We start from the raw sequence: 17,835 nt of genomic DNA, 5'->3' as shown, positions 1-17,835 counted from the left end.
TACGCAATTAAGCTCTTCAGACCATTCTAATAAATAACCCCATAGGGTATGACAATGATTGATTGGGTTGCTGCTGCGTTCACCAGTGCAAAAACGGCGGGCGATATCGCCAAGAGCCTCATCACCCTGCGTGATGAAGATATGGTGAGAGGCCGAGTTATGGATCTGACTGGCACTCTGATGGAGCTTCAACAACAAATGATGCAGGGCCAGTTGGAACAAATGGCATTGATCAAAAAGGTCGCCGAACTTGAAGAAAACCTTCATAAAGTGAGCAGCAAGCAAAACGTACTTAATCGATACGAGTTGCTGGGCGTTGGTCCAGCCAAGGTGGTATATGCTCTGAAAAAAGAGTTTCAAGAAACGGAGCCCGCTCATCTGTGCTGTACAAATTGCTATGACAAGGGACATCGCTCGGTTCTAAAGGCAGTTCGACAAAGCGGATCAACCTCAATGAAGTTTTCATGCCCGGATTGCACCAATACCTTTTACATTACTGGCGAATATCTTCCCATTGCATTCAGAGCCAAATAAAATCGTTTGCATCTCACAATAAATATCTAACGCCATTTTTTTCGATAAAAAACCTCCACATCAGAAAGTCGAATAAAAAATACAAGAATCGAGATAGTATATTTATTTTAGAGCAATTAACTTACCCTAGCCTTCTTGACCATCCCCTTGAGAGCAACGGTACAACAGACATTAACGGAGGAAACCATGCAGAAAAATGATACTAAACGCGGTTCAGCCCTCATCAATGCTTTGCGATCAGACTCAGTTGTGAGCATAGGAAAGGAGTATTTGGAGTTTGGGGTTGACGCGGCTCTTGAGTCTGGAGTGTTAAAAGATATTCCCTTCATAAACACCCTGGTTGGTGCATTCAACGTTGCTGGCTCCTTTAGGGACCAGTTGCTGACCGCCAAGCTTCTAAAATTCATCAGTCAACTGTCTGAGATATCGGAACCAGAACGAATAGCCATGGTAGAAAAGTTAAATGAGGATGATAAATTTTCTGGAAGATTCGGTGCATCCGTCATAGAAATATTGGATAGAATGGAAAGCGACAAAAAACCAGAGCTAGCTGCAAAGTGTTTTGGAGCATTTGCGAAGGGACAAATTTCTTTCGAAGAGCTTAGGCGTATTTTGTTTGCACTTGAAAAAATCCCCTCCTTTGATATAGATAAGATGAGAGATTTCTCAAATACGACGATTGAAGAATCCGTAAAAATGGATGAATCTTTACTTCTCGCGTTCGTGAATGCCGGTCTTGGAAAAAATAATGGCGGCATGGATGGCGGGGCAATTTTACCAACGAGCCTTTGCAAGCTATTTATCAAAATTGGTCTCGCTTAAAAAAAAGCAAAAAGAGGTCAGATTTATTTTATAAAAAATCAGACCCCTTTTGTCCATGATCAAGCGATTCAGAATGGAATATCAGGGTCCGAACCGCTCGCCCCTGCTGGGAATGGCTCAGGAGGCTGCGCCTCAGTGGGGATTACCAAAAGCGCAGGAGTGCTCAATGGCTTGGTGGCACCTTTATCATCAGAGGCTCCTGGAATTATGATTAGTGCATCTGCACCAACGGCAGCCTCACCTGCTTCGCCAACTATTTCCTCATCCTCCGTCGGCTCCTCAATAAGATCTAAATCGACAAAATCTCGCCCCATCATCATTTTATAATGAGGCATATGCTCCATAGCCTTAAAGACCTTGAAGAAGATTTTCATATAGCTGTGCGCCATACCATCGCTTATTGCCACATACAGATCGTCTGGCGAATAGTGAGATCCGTCATTAACCCAACTAATCAATGATTGGCATTGAACCTTTTCCTGCCCTTCAAACTTTTCGATAATAACATGCGTATCTATGCCCCCTAGGATCTTGAAGTAATTTTCCAAAATCCTGCGCATGGTATTTTGTATAGTAAGCGTCGGCAATGGCTTTCTCGACAACTCTGCCCACAACAGTTGATAGGACGTTTTAATAGGATTACTCTCAAAGCCTTCAATCTTTGAGAAGTGATCGGGCTTGCGTACTACCCAAAACGTTTCATCCTTAATGGAAGCATCTCCAGCCCTATTGGGGTTAAAGGTGATTTCTTTATGAAAGTGCACGTTATGAGTCAAGACGAAGACCTGTTTTAGGTTATTTCCCTTCTGGCGAACCTCGTGAAAAAGTTTTTTTATTAAGCTGCTCACGATAAACAGAACATCGCTATCCAGACTTGAAACCGGGTCATCAATGACGACTATTCGATCAGTACTAATCCCCGACGTTGTGATACTTCCCCTGAGCAAATGATAGAAATACAGAAAAGTGACGAAGGTCTTTTCGCCTTCGCTAAGTGTTGCTTTAGCGTCAGTTCCATCGCTTCGGATCAGCCGATATGAATTATCGGCACACGCAGGATCCAGGGAGAAGCTTCGAAACCCAAAATCTTTCAAAATTTTATTGATTGCGATGACAGTAGGTCTTACGCTTGTCAGCGAAGTTTCAATTCTTACAATTTCCGCGTCAGCCACTGATATATCTAGCGTTGCTCTACCCATGCTTGCAGCGATGCTATCAATTGCTTGGCCGATACCGCCAGCATCTTTTGCGTAATCAGCAAGATCATCTTTAAGCTCAACATCAAGAAGATATCGCCACACCGCATCTGTTAACTTACCCTGCTCGACGGTAAACCCCGAAACAAGACGATTGTGTTCAGCAACCTTGAGATTGGCTGAATTTATCAGTTCAGAAACTCTAAGCGGAATCTCCGCAAAACCTTCCAACGCTACGTCAACACTCGGGCTAGCCACCTTTTGATCAATGCGCTGCCTGTTCACTAGTACAATTGCATTCAAGGCTTGCAACTCAAGATCAAGCTTCTCTTTATCTAAGTGAGAACAATCCGTGGCTAGGATTGTTTGAGCCTGTGCTAATAGCCCATCTGTTACAGAACTATAAACATCCCGAAACTGCGATAGCGCTTTAGTATCAGCCTCGAATTTTTCGTCGAAATAGTCCGCCAGGCTTTTTTCGAACTCATGCGGCAGTTTCTGTTGACAGAAAGGACAGTCATCGTCGGCATTTACCAAGTACTTCATACCTTGCCTAATCCAGTCACTGTTCCCTAGGTGCTGGATCATCGCGGAAACATTGACATCCTCTTTACCAACTACTTTCTTGCTCAGGATAGGGTCTTGTTCAAACGCGACTAAACGAGACAGGTCAAGGTTGGAAACAGCATTCATGGGTGATGGTGCATCAACATAAAGGACCTGTGCGCGCTTGCGCAGGTCTTCGATAGTAACCAACTGGGAGGTGTTACTTTTGCTTTCTTGTAATACCCTGTTCTTGAACGCCTCCCGGTTATTTCGCAGACCTTTGAAAGCACCCTGAAACTCATCGTCGTACTTCTGCTTTTGTTCCCAACACCGTGCTACTAACTTCGCTTCCAGAGAATTTTTTTCACCGATCTTCCCACTCTTGCCGTCCGGGCCATTCAGGTTTTCTTGCGCTTTAGTTTTGAACAACGCGTGGCGATCTCTTTCTTTCTTCAACTCTTCCAGCCGGTCAAGTTGCGCCTGCTCGGCCTGTCCCAGCGTGAAAACACCTTTGAACTGCTTCGAATCTGTGAAATTCGTAGCGATGAAATCGTTGTTGTAGACCATTACCGGAATCGGATTGCCCTTCGCCCATGTAACTTTGGACGTAGTTGATAGTGCTGGGTCGTTTATCAGCCTGCTGATCGTTGTCTTACCTGCTCCGTTTGCACCGTAGAAGTAGTTCACGACCTTCAGGTTTTGAATCGTTTCAGGGGTTATGGGGCTGTAGGTAGCTATGCCAGAAAGAGTGATCGATTCAATCATGTCTCGCATCCGTAGAGGGAGGAAATCAGAGAACGAGCCAAGGAGCAGCCCTATATATGAAGCACGTCACACAACAAGCAGTGGCCTTCTGACACCTCAGCGTAGACCACTACAGCTACCTGTGAAGACTGTAGAGATCTAGGACTACCGCCGCGAGCGTCCGCGCCTGTCTTTCGAATACACAACGCCCGATACGATGCATCGGGCGTTGTGGTGAAACAGGTATCCTTGAACCATGAAGGCAATGTGATAGCATGCGTTCGCTCCCCCCGGAGAGGGGGATTTCTTTAGATCTCGCAAGGAATATGCCCCGTGAAAGACTTCGTCATCAGCGTCAACAACACCGTCCTCTATCTCTCCCTGGCTTTCATCTGGCTGGTCGCTATCGTCGCGATTTTCACCAGTGGGTTCTTGCCGGCGCTGGGTATCTTCGTGGCCGGCACCCTGTGCTGGTGCATCATTTCCGGCTTCTGGTTCGTCCAGTCGGCGACCTACGAAGAACTGCGCAAGCTGAACGCCAGCAAAAACTGAAACATCAGGGCGGGGCCGCAAGTGCCCCGCCCTACCCTGAGCGCTTGGTTCCGTGCCAAGCGCTCTCGCCCACCGCGAATGGCTCGCATAAATCCCGCCTTCTTCGAAATCCTGAAATTCCCGCCTTCCCTTTCTGCCAATAAAGCCCAGTACTATCTCTCAAGAAATATCTCCGTCTCTTGTCCTCATCCACTGAGTGGCGAACTAAAAGGAGTTTGGTTTTGGGACATCTTCTGACTGAGCCGCAGCTGACCGACGTCAGAGCTGCACTCTCCTGGCCTTTCAACGATTTGCCGGTCGAATACGACTACGTAGCGGCGGAGGTCAGAGGCATCGATCCTGAGGTGCTCTACGAAATCCTTTATTCAGAGGTCGCGCCGGTGTGCTTCACCAACCTTGTGGCCGCTGTGCCTCCGGTATGGACTGGCTTTGATCCGGACTCGCTCAGGGTAATGATCGAGGAAAGGTTGGCAGCGAGGGAGAACAACTGGTTTCGCAGGCAGTTTGATAAGGCGTTGGTTCGCTGGCTGCGATACAACTACGGCTACATTTGGAAGGAGATTTCCTCCAGGCTTTGAGCGCTTAAACAGCTCCGTTTAAAGCAACCCGCCGTAACTTCCCCAAAGCTACAACGCCTTGCGTCATTGCCTACGACTACGCCAGAATCCGCCGGCTTGTGTGTCTACGACACGGGTTTTATCGTTTCCGGGTCACTGAAAAACAGTGATCGGGTTTGGTAGCCCGAGACAAACACAAGATGCAGAGCTCTCCATCGCGGCGGTCAATCGCCCCGGTTTTATGGTGGCCATGCACAGGGCGTCTTCGGGCGCGCCGGTCTTCCTTGTGTCCCGGTCTACCAACCTGCGTATGGCCACCACCCAACGTTTGGTAGCGTGTGGGTGATGGCTCCTGATGACGACACAAGGAGTTTCACCATGATCAAACCAACACCCAACCCACCCGAAACCGACCCCACTTCCCCCTACGAATCCCCCAACTCCAAAAAACTCCACGACGCCGCCGAGCGTGCGCTGGATCACTACCTCTTCCCCGCCGCAGGGATCATGTCGTCCTTGAACGAGCCCGAGCGGATGTACCTGGCCAATCCGAAATACAACACCGAATGCCTGCTGGCCAACGCCAGCGAAAACCTCGGTGCAGCCAGTGAGATGCTGAGCAATTTCGCGGCCACGCTCGATCCCTCGCATCGCAAGACGGCGATCGGTATTACTCAAATCGTGATGATTGCCGAGCTGGCGGTGAATCAGGCGCTGGATCACGTGGAGGTCGCGTAGCCGTCGTTGACCGCTTTTTCTCCAGCGAGAGTTGCTGAGTCCGTTTTTGCTGCTGGAAACATCCGGCTCAGAAGACGTGGAATGTAAAAAGCCCGGCCCGGCACCCTCGTCAATGACGAAGGATGCCGGGCCGGGCTGTTTGCGTTTCAGTTACTGGTTATTGACGGTGATGTACGGGTCCCAGGTGTGTTGCGGGCCCAGTTGGTTCAGGTCGCGGTCGAGCAGGACGAAGGTGATCTGGTACCAGAGTTTGCCCGGATTCTCGGCCGTGGCTTGCCACATGGAATAGATCACATCGGTTTTGGAGATTCCGCCGTTGGCAGCCTTGTTCAGGTAAGGCACTACGCCGGGAATGTTGTAGGTGAGCGGTGTCGACATGGTGCCTTTGTAATCGCCGCCCTGGTGGGGGTCGCCGCTCTGGACGTTTTTGATCAGGGCGATGCGGTCGAAGTTGCGCGACAGCGTGGTGGCGCGCCAGCGGATGTTGTCGCCGGGTTTGACGTCGATCCACAACTCGTCGCCGCCTTCGCCGGTGTTGCCACTGGCATTGGGGTCGACGGCGTCGCGCGTCACCAGCATGGAGATCGCGCCGCCTACGTCGTTGGGATGGGCAAGCAGGTAATCGGCATCGACATTGACTAGCACGTCAATGGTTTGGGTAGCACTGGACATTTTGAGGCTCCTTGTTTTTGGAATCGCATAAGCGACCGCGCCCGCGAAGGCTGTCCGGCTCATCCGGTCCATGGATGCGGTCTGCGGAGAACGATAGGAGATGGCCTAATAGTGTCAAACCGCGATTCCTTGACGCGGAAAAACGGGAGCACTGCGCGACACGACCAAGGTTTTGATTTGGTTCTGTGCGAGTCGATCTCTGATGGATTTTGAGCTGTTCACTGGCGGTAACTGTTGGCGAAGGCGCACAGCCGGTGTTGGCATTAACGGCGAAACGGCTACACCCGGCCTTTTGTGGAGCGGCAAGCGATCCTCCTGCGGGTCATTTTTGATGGACTGGTGGCAACTGGATGCCGACACGGGGGTGTACCTGGTGCGGCCGTCGGCGCGGTTCAATACGGCGACGACTACGGCGTTCAAGGACTGGATCGAATAAACATGGGTAAACATGGGGACAGATCTATTTATCCGTGGCGTGATAATAGATTCGCCCCCATTCCTGACAGGAATGCCCCCATAAAAAACATGAATTTTATTTAAAGCGCTCAATCTTTTAGCGTGGCCATTCCGCATATGGAGATGACGCTATGAATGACTCAAGACTGCGCCTTTACGTCGATGCTCAATTCACCAGTCCCTACGCAATGTCGTGCTTTGTGGCCCTTCGAGAAAAGGGAATCGAGTTCGAAATGAGCACCCTGGACCTGGACAAACTGGAAAACCAGGCCAGCGATTACGCCCGTCTTTCCCTGACTCAAAGAGTGCCCACCCTCGTGCATGGTGACTTTGCGTTGTCGGAATCTTCGGCGATCACCGAATACCTGGAAGAGGTGTTCCCCCAAACACCTGTTTACCCACAGCATCCACAAAAACGCGCGGCAGCGAGGCAAGTTCAAGCGTGGCTACGCAGTGATCTGCTCCCGATCCGACAGGAGCGCTCTACCCTTGTCGTGTTCTATGGTCAGAAATACGGACCGTTGTCAGCCTCAGCCGAGGCTGCCAAACAAAAGTTGATTGATGTAGCTCAGTGGCTGCTGGCCGACAATCCGGACTACCTTTTTGGTGAATGGTCGATCGCCGATGTTGATCTCGCGTTGATGCTGAACCGATTGATACTCAATGGGGACACGATGCCGGCTCAACTGGAGGATTACGCGCAGCACCAATGGCAGCGTCCGACAGTACAAGAGTGGATCAAGCTGCAACGACCTCGACTGTAACGGCAGCATTTTCTTTGCTTTTCTGTTGCTACTCGAGCCTACACCCCCTTGAGCAAGTGCCTACAAATTCACCAGAAAGCGCCGGCTTTCAGGGCTCGCTCCTCAAGCCGTATCCTTTTCCCGTCACCCACATCCCGCCCAAGGCAGTAAGCCGTCCTAATCATCCAGGACGTGCCAAACCCTTGGGCGTTTTTGTTTTAAACAACGGAGGCAGATCCATGAATCTTCGATATCGCGACGTTGCCGCACCGGGCGATGCGCGAGATCAAGGAAGAGATCACGACGCGGATCCGTTTCAATTCCGTGGTCGAGACCGGCGTGCCCGGTTTCATCCCGCGTAAAAAGTGACACATGGCAAAGGGGCGGCCTCCTGTGAGGTCGCCCCTATACTCTTTCCACCTGACTGTTGAGACGACACCGATGGACGTCTTCCAAAGCATGCGCTTCTTCATCGCCGTCGCCCAAAGCGGCAGCTTCACCGCCGCTGCCGAGATGCCGGACACCAATACCACCAACGTCTCCAAAGCGATCTCTGCTCTCGAAGCGCGCCTGCATACGCGGCTGATCAATCGCACCACCCGGCGTCTGGCCGTGACCGAAGCCGGCGTGCGCTATCTGGAGCGCTGCCCGCCTATGTGGCCAAACGCGGTCTGCCGCAAACACCGGGCGAGCTTTGCGAACACGAGTGTCTGCGCATCGTCAACACGGTGATGCCGGTAGAAAACTGGGCATTCGAAGGACCGGAAGGCATGGAAACCATCAGCATTCCCGTATCGCCCTTCCACATCAATACCGCCGACGGCATGACCATCGCGGTCAGAAAAGGCATGGGCATCGGCATTCAGCCGATTGCTTCGGCCGTGGATGGCCTGAGGGCGGGAACCCTGGTGCGGGTGTTGCCGGAGTACCGGCTGGAGGAGTTGAACCTGTTCGCGATCTATCCGTCGCGCAAGTTCGTCGATGCGAAGATCAAGACCTGGGTGGAGTTTCTGAAGCAGTCGATCCCGCAATTGCTGGCATCGGATGAAGACGTCGTTGGAGCGAAAGCGTGTTGAGCGTGGCTGGCATGGAGTGTCGACCCTCCATCCCCTGCGCCCGACTCAACTGGAACAGCCAGTGCCCATCACTTGATATTGCAGAACGTGGCGCTCGCCATGGGAATCTTCGTAGGTCATCTGCACCGGCACCGGGGCGCATTCGTTGGCCGGTTCGGTGATGGATATGACGTGTTCGATGTCCAGACTGGTCGAAGAACTGTAGGTCTCGACCGGGATGTTCGCCGCGTCCGCGTTATCGGCGTAAGCGTGCGCACCGAAACTGCCAAGCATTAAAACCAGCGCGATTTTTTTGAGATTCATGATGTTCACCGTCTCGTTGAGGACCGTGTTTGTTCACGGATTGGAGACGATGCTAAGGGTTGCGGCGGCGGGGAAATATCGGCGAGATAGACAAACACTGTTGCTGGTTTTCATATGAATAGGGTCGACGCCAATCATTGACCGCATCAATAACAACCATTAATTCAATGAAGTTCTCATATCAAATCGAACGCGTAGGATCTGCTCCATACCAACCCACTGCACACGGAGTACAGAACCATGAAACGCCAAACAATCCTCGGCATCGCCTTCTCGCTCTTCGCCTTGAACGCTTTTGCGGCGACTGAAACCGATCCACTGTTCAGCGATGCTGTTGCCGCTGCGACTCAGACTGATCCACTGTTCAGTGACGCCGTTGCCGCGACTGAAACCGATCCACTGTTCAGTGACGCCGTTGCCGCGACCGAAACTGATCCACTGTTCAGTGACGCCGTTGCCGCGACCGAAACCGATCCGCTGTTCAGTGATACGGTAGCCGAAGGTGGTTCTGACCGTCTGATCGAAAGCCGTAACGCCTGAATGCTGGGTTTACCGCAGTACCCGACGAAAGCCCGGCCCTATCCGCCGGGCTTTTTCATGTCTGAAGGGTATCGCCCTGTCCTTTGTGGCTATGCAGCTGTCACTCCACGCATTTTTTGGGGGTGATGCGAATCACCTCCGCCAGGTTGTCAGCAGGCTGCGAACCGGTACTCAACACCACATCCCGGCGTGCACTCAACTCGATAGGGTATGGCCCGCCCTGCGAGAGCGCCGACCGCGTCCTGGCGGTAAACGCTTCATCGTTTTGCGTATAGAAAATCCACTCCCGCTGGTGTCCACCCGTCACCGTGCAGACCCACTTCGCCAGTCCCTTCTCCTCTACCGCCGGCACTATCAACTTCTCCATATCAGCCATGCGGATGGCGTCCCGACGCTCCGGTATCACGCCTGTCGATGTGTACTTCCAGACGATCCTGATTTTGAAAGACAACGCTCGTTTCTCAGTCAGCGATATCGAGTCCAGCCCCTTGTAGATCATGGGTGCGGGGGACTCTGGAAAATCGGATGGCTGATACTTGCTTTCAGAGGCCTCGACAATTTGCTGCTGTGGGGGATAAACGAATTTGTCGTCGAGAAGCGCTTCGAGCGCCGCCCTGCTTCTGCGTTCTCGATTCGCTACACAATTATCGTAATCAACACTTTTGGCCGGACCAGCCGCCAGGCACGCGTCACGCTCGACCGGAGGCGGCGACTTGGAGCTGGAGCAGCCAGCAACGACTACGCTGACTATCGCCAGCAAGCGGAAGCGGTTTGTGGCGTGCATTACGCCAAAACCGGACCTCATCAGAGAGCGCCCGGTTTTATCAATGACCATGAATAGCTTTTCCTTTAAACCTTGACCTGCGGCTGCAAACCAGCCCCGCTGGCTTCAATTTTTATTGCGTCCGTGATGTCCTCCTGAAAATAGATCGGCAGGTGTAAAGCTTCTTCAGGACGTAACAGTTGTCGTCATCGCGAGCTTTTTCTGAAGATCGGAGAACCGGCTTAAAGAGGACGGATCTTTTGTCGGGGGAGAAGAACCTGTCACCTCTGTGCGCGACAATACAACTGTCACTCATAAAACTTTCCAGCGAACAGAATCGCTGCACAGCGCTGCCATACATTCGATTGGGCATTATCGTCCAAAGGAGATCGGTTGCTGGCATGCGCCCATGCAGCTGCCGCATCGAGAAACGCATTAACCGTTCCGTTTTCCCATTCCTGGCTATCTGATCGATCTATTGATGAGGGAGCGTTATGTTCCAACAAACGTTCACTGGCAAAATCAGCCCCCAGCGCCTCGACAAATCGAATGAACGACTGCTCATCTCTGACAAGCGCTAACAATTCATCAAGATCTACAGGCGTGTGCATAGGTTTTCCGGGTAAGGCGTTTTGAGTGAATGCATGCTGCGACAGGGGAACGCGAACGGTCAACTCACCGTCGGACGGAGGGCTGCTCGCAAGAACTCAGCAAATCATTGAGCGCCATCTGAAGCCCAAGCGCCTTTATATCGGCCGCTTCGGTCATGAACCCGGTCTTCCCCTCCATTTCCATTTCATACCGGTCTATGCCTGGGTCGAAGACCTGTTCTGGAAAGACTCCCGCTTTCGCCTGCTCGAATCTTTTGCCTAGGTCGAGAATCCTTTGCCATCAACCGATGGTGCAGAACTGACGCTGTTCGTTTGGCGAGAATTTGCCGAGAACCCCAAACCGCCGGTGATCCAGGGACGCTCTGTTGAAGAGGTGATTGAGGAACTGCGCAGCGCCTTCAAATGATCAGTTCATTGAGTCGCCCGCTGCGCTGATGACTCAATCGAAGGCGCCATTGAGCACTTCATAAATCAGCCCGGTGGCCAGCGCGACCAGGATCAGATCGGTACCGACCTGCTGCCATTCGTAGCCGTCGTAGTGCGGCAGTCTGCCGACCAGTCGACCATCGAGCTTCTTCGCAATACCGGGCGGCAGCGGTTTGCCCCGCGCCAGGTTCTTCTGGATGCCGGGCGGCAACGCCGGGCCCGGGGTCCAGTAGCCACGATAGCCGTCCACGATCCCGATCACCCCGCCGCGATCAATACTCGGGCCGTGCCCCTGATAACCGCCCCCGCCTTTTTTCCCCTGATTGCCATGATCCTGGCTGTTATGCGGGTTGCCTTTGCCCTGCCCCTTTCCGTTGCCAGGATCGGCCAGCGCGGACACCGAAGTGCTCAACAGCGCAATACAGGTCGTGGTCGCAATCAACGTGCGTAAACCGGACATGGGTCGTTCCTAGAAAGAATGTGTGTGTGGATTGTAGTCAGTTTTTTTTACAGGCATGGAGAGATGGCCCTGTCATCGCGGTTTGTGACGATTCTCGATGCGTGCAGCTTTCGGTACTCCCCGATTCGCGCTTACCATGCGCCCGACTCGTATTATCGCGGGAAAGAAGTCTGGCACCGCCGCCCCGACTTCAACGAAAAGGAATTCACCCCATGTTCGAACGGAACAAACTGGTTCCAGAATTGATGGTCACGGATCTGCAGGCCAGCCTCGCGTTTTGGGTCTCCTGCCTGGGCTTCAACATCGCTTATCAACGCCCGGAAGAGGGCTTTGCCTACCTCGACCTGAATGGCGCTCAAGTCATGCTCGAACAGGTTGATCCGGATGCAGGCCAATGGCTGACGGCGGAACTGAGCAAGCCCTTCGGAAGAGGCGTCAATCTGCAGATTGACGTTGAGGCGGTTGCCCCCATCATCGAAAGACTGGGCACCGCTCAGGTCTCACTCTATAAAACCTGCAAAGACACCTGGTATCGCGCTGATGATGTCGAAGTCGGCCAGCGTGAATTTCTCGTTCAGGATCCGGACGACTATCTCGTAAGACTGGTAGAACGTCTGGGCGAACGTCCCGTTTGCCCGATTTGATCAAGGACGATAAAAACAATGAAAAACGGCAATTTGGCACGGTTTCGAAGGGGCGAATTGCAGTCGCCGGCCATTCCCCTGCTCGAAGAGGACTCGCCCGGCGACGGCATCATCTGTGCGGACGGCGGCGCTCGTTCCCGTGAGGTGATCCAGCAACAGGTGGTTGCGTTAATTAGCCGGTCGGCGCAGAACTGATCGCGGTCTTGCCTGCGTATCGTTCATCCGTCAGGATCCCTCCCTTTTTTGACTGGCAGCAGCAATCGTGGAACGTCTTTTCGTTTATGGAACCCTGGGCCCTGGCCGACCGAATGAGCATGTGATGCCGAAAATCGGCGGCACGTGGCAGGCCGCTTCGCTGAAGGGGCGTCTGTCGCAGGCCGGATGGGGCGCGGCGATGGGTTTTCCCGGTCTGGTGATTGCCGAGGATGGCGATGTGATCGAAGGCTACGTGTTCGCTTCCGAGAATTTCCACGAACACTGGGCGGCACTGGATGAGTTTGAAGGGGCTGAGTATCAGCGGGTGTTGACCAAGGTGAAGCTGGATAACGGAACGACGATGGATGCCTATGTCTACGCGCTCAAATAGTCGGCCTTCGGCCTTTTCTCGACGGATGAAAATCTTCCTGGCCGGGCTAGTGTTTTGTGTTGGGCTATGGGGTGCTTCCGAGTGGTGGGAGAAGGCGTTGGCGAAGCCTGACTACGCAGCTCATATCAGCCCCGATGGCTGCTTCAGGGTGCAAACTTTCAGACCTTTCTGGTTACTGCCCAACTTCCTTCACCCGCAGGCGCCTCCAGACGCCCCCTTCGAAACTCAATGGTTCGTCCGCTGGGAATCTCCCGCGTTTTTCCGTTTGTACGACAATCGCGATGATCAGCTACTTGGCGAAAGCGAGATCTACGATCTGGTGAGTTACGGAGACCGATTGTCTTGGGGTTACGGCAGCGATACCGAGGTTCGCGTTGGCTTGATCACGATCGGCAATACTCGCCCTGATTGTACAAAGGGAGACTGACGAAGCCATGACGAGCCGCGAACTACTCCATAGCAAAGGCTACACACTGCTCTTTGGAGCAGTTCCGACCATGTGGCTGGCCGCCCTTCGTATCGCATTCGATACCGGCATCAAACCCTCAAACGAATGGCCCGTGCCCCGCGGCATCGATTGGCGCCATTCGCAGCTGGACACTGATCCGAACATTCAGCGCGTATGCCGATTGCCACAATTGCTGGCGGTGGTGGGCGAGTTGATCGGCGAACGCTTCTTCCTCTCTCAGGTCGAGGGCCGCGAACCGCTCATCAATGGCGGCCACCAACAACTGCACCGCGACTTGTCGGCGCAACGCCCCGGCGACACCGTCAACGCGCTGGTGTACCTCGACGATTACGGCCCGGAAAACGGTGCAACCCGCATTGTTCCCGGCAGCCATCGCCCTGCTCTGAGCGAGCCCCCATTCGATTTCACTGACGAGTCCCGATCCGTGCAGCTGACGGGCAGCGCGGGCGACATCCTGATCTTCGATGCCGACCTGATCCACGCCGGCAGCTTGAACTCCAGCGGCGCACGCCGTCGCGCCCTGTTGATCACCTTTTTTTCCGACTCGCTCTATGCAACACACTTGGAAACGGTGAACCTGAGAAACATACAAATGGACACGACTGAGCGGTTCGATCCGGCAGACTTCGTCTTCAAGCCCCTGAACTGAACCAGCCACCAGACACTTAAGGAATGTGACACCCCATGGACGAAACCACGCAGTACAGAATCGCCACCCTTGAAGATGCATTGACCATCTGCGAATTGGGCCAAGTGCTCAACGCCGTCCACCACGCAGCCCGCCCCGACATCTACACCGCCTCAACTGAGGACTTCGCCCGTGATTTGCCGCACTGGATGAACTACCTCGACAAGCCAGGTCAGCTTGTCTTCATTGCCCACGTCGGTCAGCAGGCCGCAGGCTTCATTGCTGCGAGCCTCTCGGCCAGCTCCAGTCCGCTGATGCAACCCATGAACATCGTGCGTATCGGCTCGGTGTGCGTCGCAGAAGACTTCTGGGGCAAAGGTATCGGCCGCCAACTGATGCAATTGGCCAAAGATTGGGCCCTCGAACACGACGCTCAGGAACTGAGATTGTCGGTCTGGTCATTCAACGAACGCGCGGCACGAATGTACATGGAGTTCGGGTTCGAGAGCCGCACCATCGATATGGGCATGCGTTTGTCCCCGGTATGACGGCTAAGCCGTAAGCTCTACGTAACTCGACTCCCCTCCTCCCGTAGCCCCCGACAACCAACCCCAAACAAAGGCCAGCGTGGTACGCCCGGCGTGGTCGACACCGACCGTGCCACGGGACCAACCGGCAAGCAGCTCGCCATCCTGCGTCAGGCACTGAAAAAGCAGCTCGAAAGTCTCCGGTCCGGTCACGCGCCCGACTTGATTGCCGATGCGAATCCGGCCGCCCTGGTAGGTGCTGGAAATGGCATTGCCGTCGACCTCGTAATAAAAAATCGTGCCTGCACCGGAAAGTCCTTGAGCGTTGTTGGCGACCGCGAAACGACGCTTGTGCAAACGTGCAGCGACTTGCGAAAAAGCAGTTTCCACGACTTCAGACGATTCCATTGGGCTTTCCCTGTGAAAGGTATATTCCTTGCCGGGGAGATTACGAGGCGCTGACCAGATTGAGCAATTCATTTGACTTGATTGCCTCAGGCAACTATATAGTTGCCTGAGGCAAATATATGAGCACACCGTAATGTCCACAATCACCGACCGCGCCGACATCGTTCGGCAATTCAACCGCTTCTATACTCACCAGATCGGCGTGTTGCAGGAGCATCTGCTGCAAAGCGATTACTCGCTGACCGAGCTGCGCATCCTCTACGAACTCGCGTCCGGCGGTGACCTGACCAGCGCCGACCTGCGCCAGATGCTCGGCCTTGACGCGGGCTACATGAGTCGGCTCATCAGTGGTTTCGACAAAAAGGGCCTGATCCAGAAAGTCCCCTCCGCCACCGACGCCCGCGCCAGTCAATTGCACATCACCGACCTCGGCCGCGAAACTCTCGCCCCGCTGGAACAGGCCTCGCGACAAGAAGTCATCACCCTGCTCGAACGCCTGTCTGAACCGCAGCAACTGCAACTGATCGCCTCGATGAAGCAAATACAGACGCTACTCGAGGGCGGCCAGTCGACGACCTATCTGTTGCGCGATCCGCAGCCCGGTGACATGGGCCTGGTGGTGCATCAACAGACCGCAATCTACAGCCGTGAATACGGCTGGAATTCAGAGTTCGAAGCGCTGGTGGCAGAGGTTGTTGCCAAGTACCTGCGCGAATTCGACCCCAGCGGCGAGCGCTGCTGGATCGCGGAAAAGGACGGCAAGGTGGTGGGTTCGGTATTCGTCATCCGCCACGACGAAACCACCGCGAAACTGCGCATGCTCTACGTGGATGCCAGCGCGCGGGGCCTGGGGATCGGCAATCGGCTGGTCGAAGAATGTCTGCGTTTTGCCCGGGATGTCGGTTACAAGAAGATGATTTTGTGGACCACCAGCAATCTGGTGGATGCCCGCCGGTTGTATCAGCGGGCGGGGTTTGAGTTGGTCGAGGAAGAGCCGATTCACAGCTTCGGCAAAGAGCTGGTGAGTCAGACATGGGCGATCGAGTTGTGAGGTTTATGCTCGCGGTGAGTCGTCGTAGTCAGGCAGGACAATAGCGTCCTAAGGCACCTCTGAATCGACCGCCATGGGCGTAGTGACTTGCCATGAAGGTTTTTGGTCAACCTGACTGTCGAAAGCACGACGTGCCTTGCGAATGTCGTCGACGTTTTCGACCACCCACGTCCACACAGGCGACATACGGACCAAAAGTCCCATGCCCAGTGGCGTCAGCTCGTATTCGACACGTGGCGGAACTTCACCGAACTCCCGTCGAATCAGAAGACCATCACGCTCCAGTGAGCGCAGCGTCTTGGTCAACATGCGCTGAGTCACGCCCCTCATCTGTCGCTTGATCTCGGCATGGCGCATCGTGCCGTACACACCCAGCGCGTGCAGGATGCCCAACGACCAGCGACTGCCGGCATGCGTGAGGACTTCTCGCCGGACGCCATCATCATCGTCTCTGAGCGTCTGGCAGATCCTTTCTGCCTGGCCAAGAGTCTCGTCACCAAAAAGCAAAAAGGGGACTGATTTATTTCTCAGTAAATAAATCAGTCCCCTTTTCTTGTTCTGACAGGATTTTGGGGCGTGTTCATCCAGGTGGCCTGATCACAACGGTCTCCCCTCGCGCAGGGGCTGAAATCGATAAGCCCGGCATTGAGCCGGGCTTGTGATTACGCAGCAGATCCGTCTATTTGTTCAGGCTGCCATATTCGCCCCGCCGAGGCTTTTCTTGAGTGAAGCCTTCATCACTTCCATTTCCTTGCCCAACTCCTCGAGCTTTGCCTTGCCCAGCAGCTTTCTGGCCTGAGGAAACATCTCGGTTTCCTCTTCCTCAATATGGTGTTCCAGAAGCTCTTTGACCACCTTCACGCGGCCGGCAAACTCAGGTGTAGAAGGATCGGTGGATTTCAGGTCAGGCAATACCAGTGAATCTACCGTGCGGTGTTCTTCTTTCGCCTCGTAGTACATCTCATCCTGTTCCTTACCGCCTGCTTCCTTGAAAGCCGGATACAGAATCTGCTCCTCGAGCTGAGTATGAATGGTAATTTCCAGTTCAAGCTTGTCCAGCAACTCCGCACGCTTTTTTAATGCGCGATCGGTGGATTCACTGAGTTGATTCAGAATGCCTTTAACTTTTTCGTGGTCAGTTTTCAGAAGGTCGATGGCGTTCATTTCAGGCCTCTATCACGGATGATTGTTCGCCGATCAAGGTCGGCAATTCTCGCGTTATTCCGTACAGATCTCGCATATTTTGTGCCAGCATCACAGCTTTTAAATGGCATTAAATATCAAGGAGTTGCGCAATGTGATGGCAAAATATAAGCGTGCACTCTGCATGAGTAGGGGGTGAGGTGATTGCAAATAGCGGAAGTGAGTCAGTAATCGGCAATTGCTGCGAGAGGTAATAATGATTGGAAATACAAGCGTAGGACGCTAGGGCGAGTAGCCCTAGCTGATATCACTTTTTCTTGTTCGCCGGTTTTTCTGCTTTGTCTGACTTTTTAGCCTTGGTTGTCTTGCTGTCAGTTTTTTTTGCAGATTTTTTTGGTTCGGCATCTTTTTTCTTGTCTTTCTTTTCGGGCGATTTGGCAAGAGCCGAGGCAGCCGCTGACTTTTTCGTTGGGGACGATTTCTTGTCTTTCAATTCCTTGGCATTTTTCGAGGACTCACCTTTATTTTTCTTCTCTTCTTTAGCCACGTCGACCACCTCTCGAAGTGCCGGTATTGGCACATTGCCTGTGAAATTTTCCACAAGCTGATCATTAGGCGAGAGCGTCCTGAAGCGGTTCAA

At 53.4% G+C, this 17,835-nt stretch carries 22 protein-coding genes and 5 pseudogenes; 17 read left to right on the top strand and 10 right to left on the bottom strand.

Annotation, left to right across the window (positions count from 1 at the left end; translation table 11 throughout):
• The first annotated feature begins 54 nt into the window (after window positions 1-54).
• Both ACODTD_RS01065 and ACODTD_RS01060 read left to right on the top strand, forming a co-directional pair.
• Window positions 55-534 (top strand): hypothetical protein, encoded by a 480-nt coding sequence (locus tag ACODTD_RS01065; RefSeq protein ID WP_489104323.1) that lies wholly within the window; start codon window positions 55-57, stop codon window positions 532-534.
• A 186-nt stretch (window positions 535-720) separates the two neighbouring features.
• Window positions 721-1,356, top strand: coding sequence for a hypothetical protein (locus ACODTD_RS01060; protein WP_489104322.1), 636 nt, complete (start codon window positions 721-723; stop codon window positions 1,354-1,356).
• A gap of 68 nt (window positions 1,357-1,424) precedes the next feature.
• On the opposite strand, the gene ACODTD_RS01055 is transcribed toward ACODTD_RS01060, so the two are convergent.
• Window positions 1,425-3,863: an AAA family ATPase gene (locus ACODTD_RS01055; RefSeq protein ID WP_489104321.1), complete on the bottom strand. Its 2,439-nt coding sequence runs from the start codon at window positions 3,861-3,863 to the stop codon at window positions 1,425-1,427.
• A 312-nt stretch (window positions 3,864-4,175) separates the two neighbouring features.
• Between ACODTD_RS01055 and ACODTD_RS01050 the strand changes: the two genes are divergently transcribed.
• The 3 genes from ACODTD_RS01050 (at window position 4,176) to ACODTD_RS01040 (ending at window position 5,689) form a co-directional block, all read left to right on the top strand.
• Window positions 4,176-4,394 (top strand): hypothetical protein, encoded by a 219-nt coding sequence (locus ACODTD_RS01050; RefSeq protein WP_011333849.1) that lies wholly within the window; start codon window positions 4,176-4,178, stop codon window positions 4,392-4,394.
• Window positions 4,395-4,615: 221 nt separating this feature from the next.
• A complete protein-coding gene (locus ACODTD_RS01045) occupies window positions 4,616-4,972 on the top strand; it encodes a DUF7079 family protein (RefSeq protein WP_489104320.1) in 357 nt (118 codons plus the stop codon).
• Window positions 4,973-5,329: 357 nt separating this feature from the next.
• Window positions 5,330-5,689: a DUF6124 family protein gene (locus ACODTD_RS01040; protein WP_011333847.1), complete on the top strand. Its 360-nt coding sequence runs from the start codon at window positions 5,330-5,332 to the stop codon at window positions 5,687-5,689.
• Window positions 5,690-5,839: 150 nt separating this feature from the next.
• Here ACODTD_RS01040 and ACODTD_RS01035 read toward each other — a convergent pair whose 3' ends face one another.
• The gene (locus tag ACODTD_RS01035) at window positions 5,840-6,361 is read right to left on the bottom strand and encodes an AidA/PixA family protein (RefSeq protein ID WP_011333846.1); all 522 of its coding nucleotides are present in this window, start codon (window positions 6,359-6,361) and stop codon (window positions 5,840-5,842) included.
• Between the two features lie 340 nt (window positions 6,362-6,701).
• Here ACODTD_RS01035 and ACODTD_RS01030 point away from each other — a divergent pair.
• The 4 genes and pseudogenes from ACODTD_RS01030 to ACODTD_RS01015 form a co-directional block, all read left to right on the top strand.
• A pseudogene (locus tag ACODTD_RS01030) lies at window positions 6,702-6,797 on the top strand (LysR family transcriptional regulator); the annotation flags it as partial.
• A 151-nt stretch (window positions 6,798-6,948) separates the two neighbouring features.
• Window positions 6,949-7,581 (top strand): glutathione transferase, encoded by a 633-nt coding sequence (gene yfcF, locus ACODTD_RS01025; protein ID WP_011333844.1) that lies wholly within the window; start codon window positions 6,949-6,951, stop codon window positions 7,579-7,581.
• Window positions 7,582-7,806: 225 nt separating this feature from the next.
• Window positions 7,807-7,929, top strand: a pseudogene (locus tag ACODTD_RS01020) (aldo/keto reductase); the annotation flags it as partial.
• 72 nt (window positions 7,930-8,001) lie between these two features.
• Window positions 8,002-8,636, top strand: a pseudogene (locus tag ACODTD_RS01015) (LysR family transcriptional regulator).
• Window positions 8,637-8,681: 45 nt separating this feature from the next.
• On the opposite strand, the gene ACODTD_RS01010 reads toward ACODTD_RS01015, so the two are convergent.
• Complete coding sequence (locus ACODTD_RS01010) at window positions 8,682-8,939, bottom strand: DUF2790 domain-containing protein (protein ID WP_085747420.1); 258 nt, start codon at window positions 8,937-8,939, stop codon at window positions 8,682-8,684.
• A 240-nt stretch (window positions 8,940-9,179) separates the two neighbouring features.
• Between ACODTD_RS01010 and ACODTD_RS01005 the strand changes: the two genes are divergently transcribed.
• Entirely contained in the window at window positions 9,180-9,479 is a 300-nt protein-coding gene (locus ACODTD_RS01005) for a hypothetical protein (RefSeq protein ID WP_489104319.1), read from the top strand.
• 100 nt (window positions 9,480-9,579) lie between these two features.
• Here the strand turns inward: ACODTD_RS01005 and ACODTD_RS01000 are convergent, their stop codons facing one another.
• Entirely contained in the window at window positions 9,580-10,314 is a 735-nt protein-coding gene (locus ACODTD_RS01000; protein ID WP_489104318.1) for a DUF695 domain-containing protein, read from the bottom strand.
• Window positions 10,315-10,550: 236 nt separating this feature from the next.
• Window positions 10,551-10,853: a DUF7660 family protein gene (locus ACODTD_RS00995; RefSeq protein ID WP_084776980.1), complete on the bottom strand. Its 303-nt coding sequence runs from the start codon at window positions 10,851-10,853 to the stop codon at window positions 10,551-10,553.
• Between the two features lie 76 nt (window positions 10,854-10,929).
• Here ACODTD_RS00995 and ACODTD_RS00990 point away from each other — a divergent pair.
• Window positions 10,930-11,259, top strand: a pseudogene (locus tag ACODTD_RS00990) (HIT family protein); the annotation flags it as partial.
• A gap of 33 nt (window positions 11,260-11,292) precedes the next feature.
• Here ACODTD_RS00990 and ACODTD_RS00985 read toward each other — a convergent pair.
• Window positions 11,293-11,739, bottom strand: coding sequence for an anti-virulence regulator CigR family protein (locus ACODTD_RS00985; RefSeq protein ID WP_011333836.1), 447 nt, complete (start codon window positions 11,737-11,739; stop codon window positions 11,293-11,295).
• Window positions 11,740-11,951: 212 nt separating this feature from the next.
• Here ACODTD_RS00985 and ACODTD_RS00980 point away from each other — a divergent pair, with 212 nt between their 5' ends.
• From ACODTD_RS00980 to ACODTD_RS00960, 5 genes and pseudogenes are all read left to right on the top strand, one after another.
• On the top strand, window positions 11,952-12,383 hold the full coding sequence (locus ACODTD_RS00980) for a bleomycin resistance protein (protein WP_201818169.1): 432 nt from the start codon (window positions 11,952-11,954) through the stop codon (window positions 12,381-12,383).
• Between the two features lie 69 nt (window positions 12,384-12,452).
• A pseudogene (locus ACODTD_RS00975) lies at window positions 12,453-12,578 on the top strand (dienelactone hydrolase); the annotation flags it as partial.
• 67 nt (window positions 12,579-12,645) lie between these two features.
• Window positions 12,646-12,969 (top strand): gamma-glutamylcyclotransferase family protein, encoded by a 324-nt coding sequence (locus ACODTD_RS00970; protein WP_489104317.1) that lies wholly within the window; start codon window positions 12,646-12,648, stop codon window positions 12,967-12,969.
• A gap of 434 nt (window positions 12,970-13,403) precedes the next feature.
• On the top strand, window positions 13,404-14,087 hold the full coding sequence (locus ACODTD_RS00965; RefSeq protein ID WP_489104316.1) for a phytanoyl-CoA dioxygenase family protein: 684 nt from the start codon (window positions 13,404-13,406) through the stop codon (window positions 14,085-14,087).
• Window positions 14,088-14,122: 35 nt separating this feature from the next.
• Window positions 14,123-14,614: a GNAT family N-acetyltransferase gene (locus ACODTD_RS00960; RefSeq protein WP_489104315.1), complete on the top strand. Its 492-nt coding sequence runs from the start codon at window positions 14,123-14,125 to the stop codon at window positions 14,612-14,614.
• A 3-nt stretch (window positions 14,615-14,617) separates the two neighbouring features.
• Here ACODTD_RS00960 and ACODTD_RS00955 read toward each other — a convergent pair whose 3' ends face one another.
• The gene (locus ACODTD_RS00955; protein ID WP_489104516.1) at window positions 14,618-14,983 is read right to left on the bottom strand and encodes an avidin-fold protein; all 366 of its coding nucleotides are present in this window, start codon (window positions 14,981-14,983) and stop codon (window positions 14,618-14,620) included.
• Between the two features lie 151 nt (window positions 14,984-15,134).
• On the opposite strand from ACODTD_RS00955, the gene ACODTD_RS00950 reads away from it, so the two are divergent.
• Window positions 15,135-16,052, top strand: a complete 918-nt coding sequence (locus tag ACODTD_RS00950) for a bifunctional helix-turn-helix transcriptional regulator/GNAT family N-acetyltransferase (protein WP_011333831.1) — start codon at window positions 15,135-15,137, stop codon at window positions 16,050-16,052.
• Window positions 16,053-16,100: 48 nt separating this feature from the next.
• Here the strand turns inward: ACODTD_RS00950 and ACODTD_RS00945 are convergent, their stop codons facing one another.
• The 3 genes from ACODTD_RS00945 to ACODTD_RS00935 form a co-directional block, all read right to left on the bottom strand.
• Window positions 16,101-16,559, bottom strand: coding sequence for a winged helix-turn-helix transcriptional regulator (locus ACODTD_RS00945; protein ID WP_221614867.1), 459 nt, complete (start codon window positions 16,557-16,559; stop codon window positions 16,101-16,103).
• 180 nt (window positions 16,560-16,739) lie between these two features.
• A complete protein-coding gene (locus ACODTD_RS00940) occupies window positions 16,740-17,216 on the bottom strand; it encodes a PA2171 family ribosome-binding persister protein (protein ID WP_221614868.1) in 477 nt (158 codons plus the stop codon).
• A 286-nt stretch (window positions 17,217-17,502) separates the two neighbouring features.
• Window positions 17,503-17,742 carry a hypothetical protein gene (locus ACODTD_RS00935; protein WP_011333826.1) on the bottom strand — a complete coding sequence of 80 codons (240 nt, stop codon included), beginning with the start codon at window positions 17,740-17,742 and terminating at the stop codon, window positions 17,503-17,505.
• Between the last annotated feature and the right edge of the window lie 93 nt (window positions 17,743-17,835).

The organism is Pseudomonas sp. FG35 (assembly GCF_057809295.1).
This window is presented reverse-complemented; position numbering and strand designations above follow the sequence as displayed.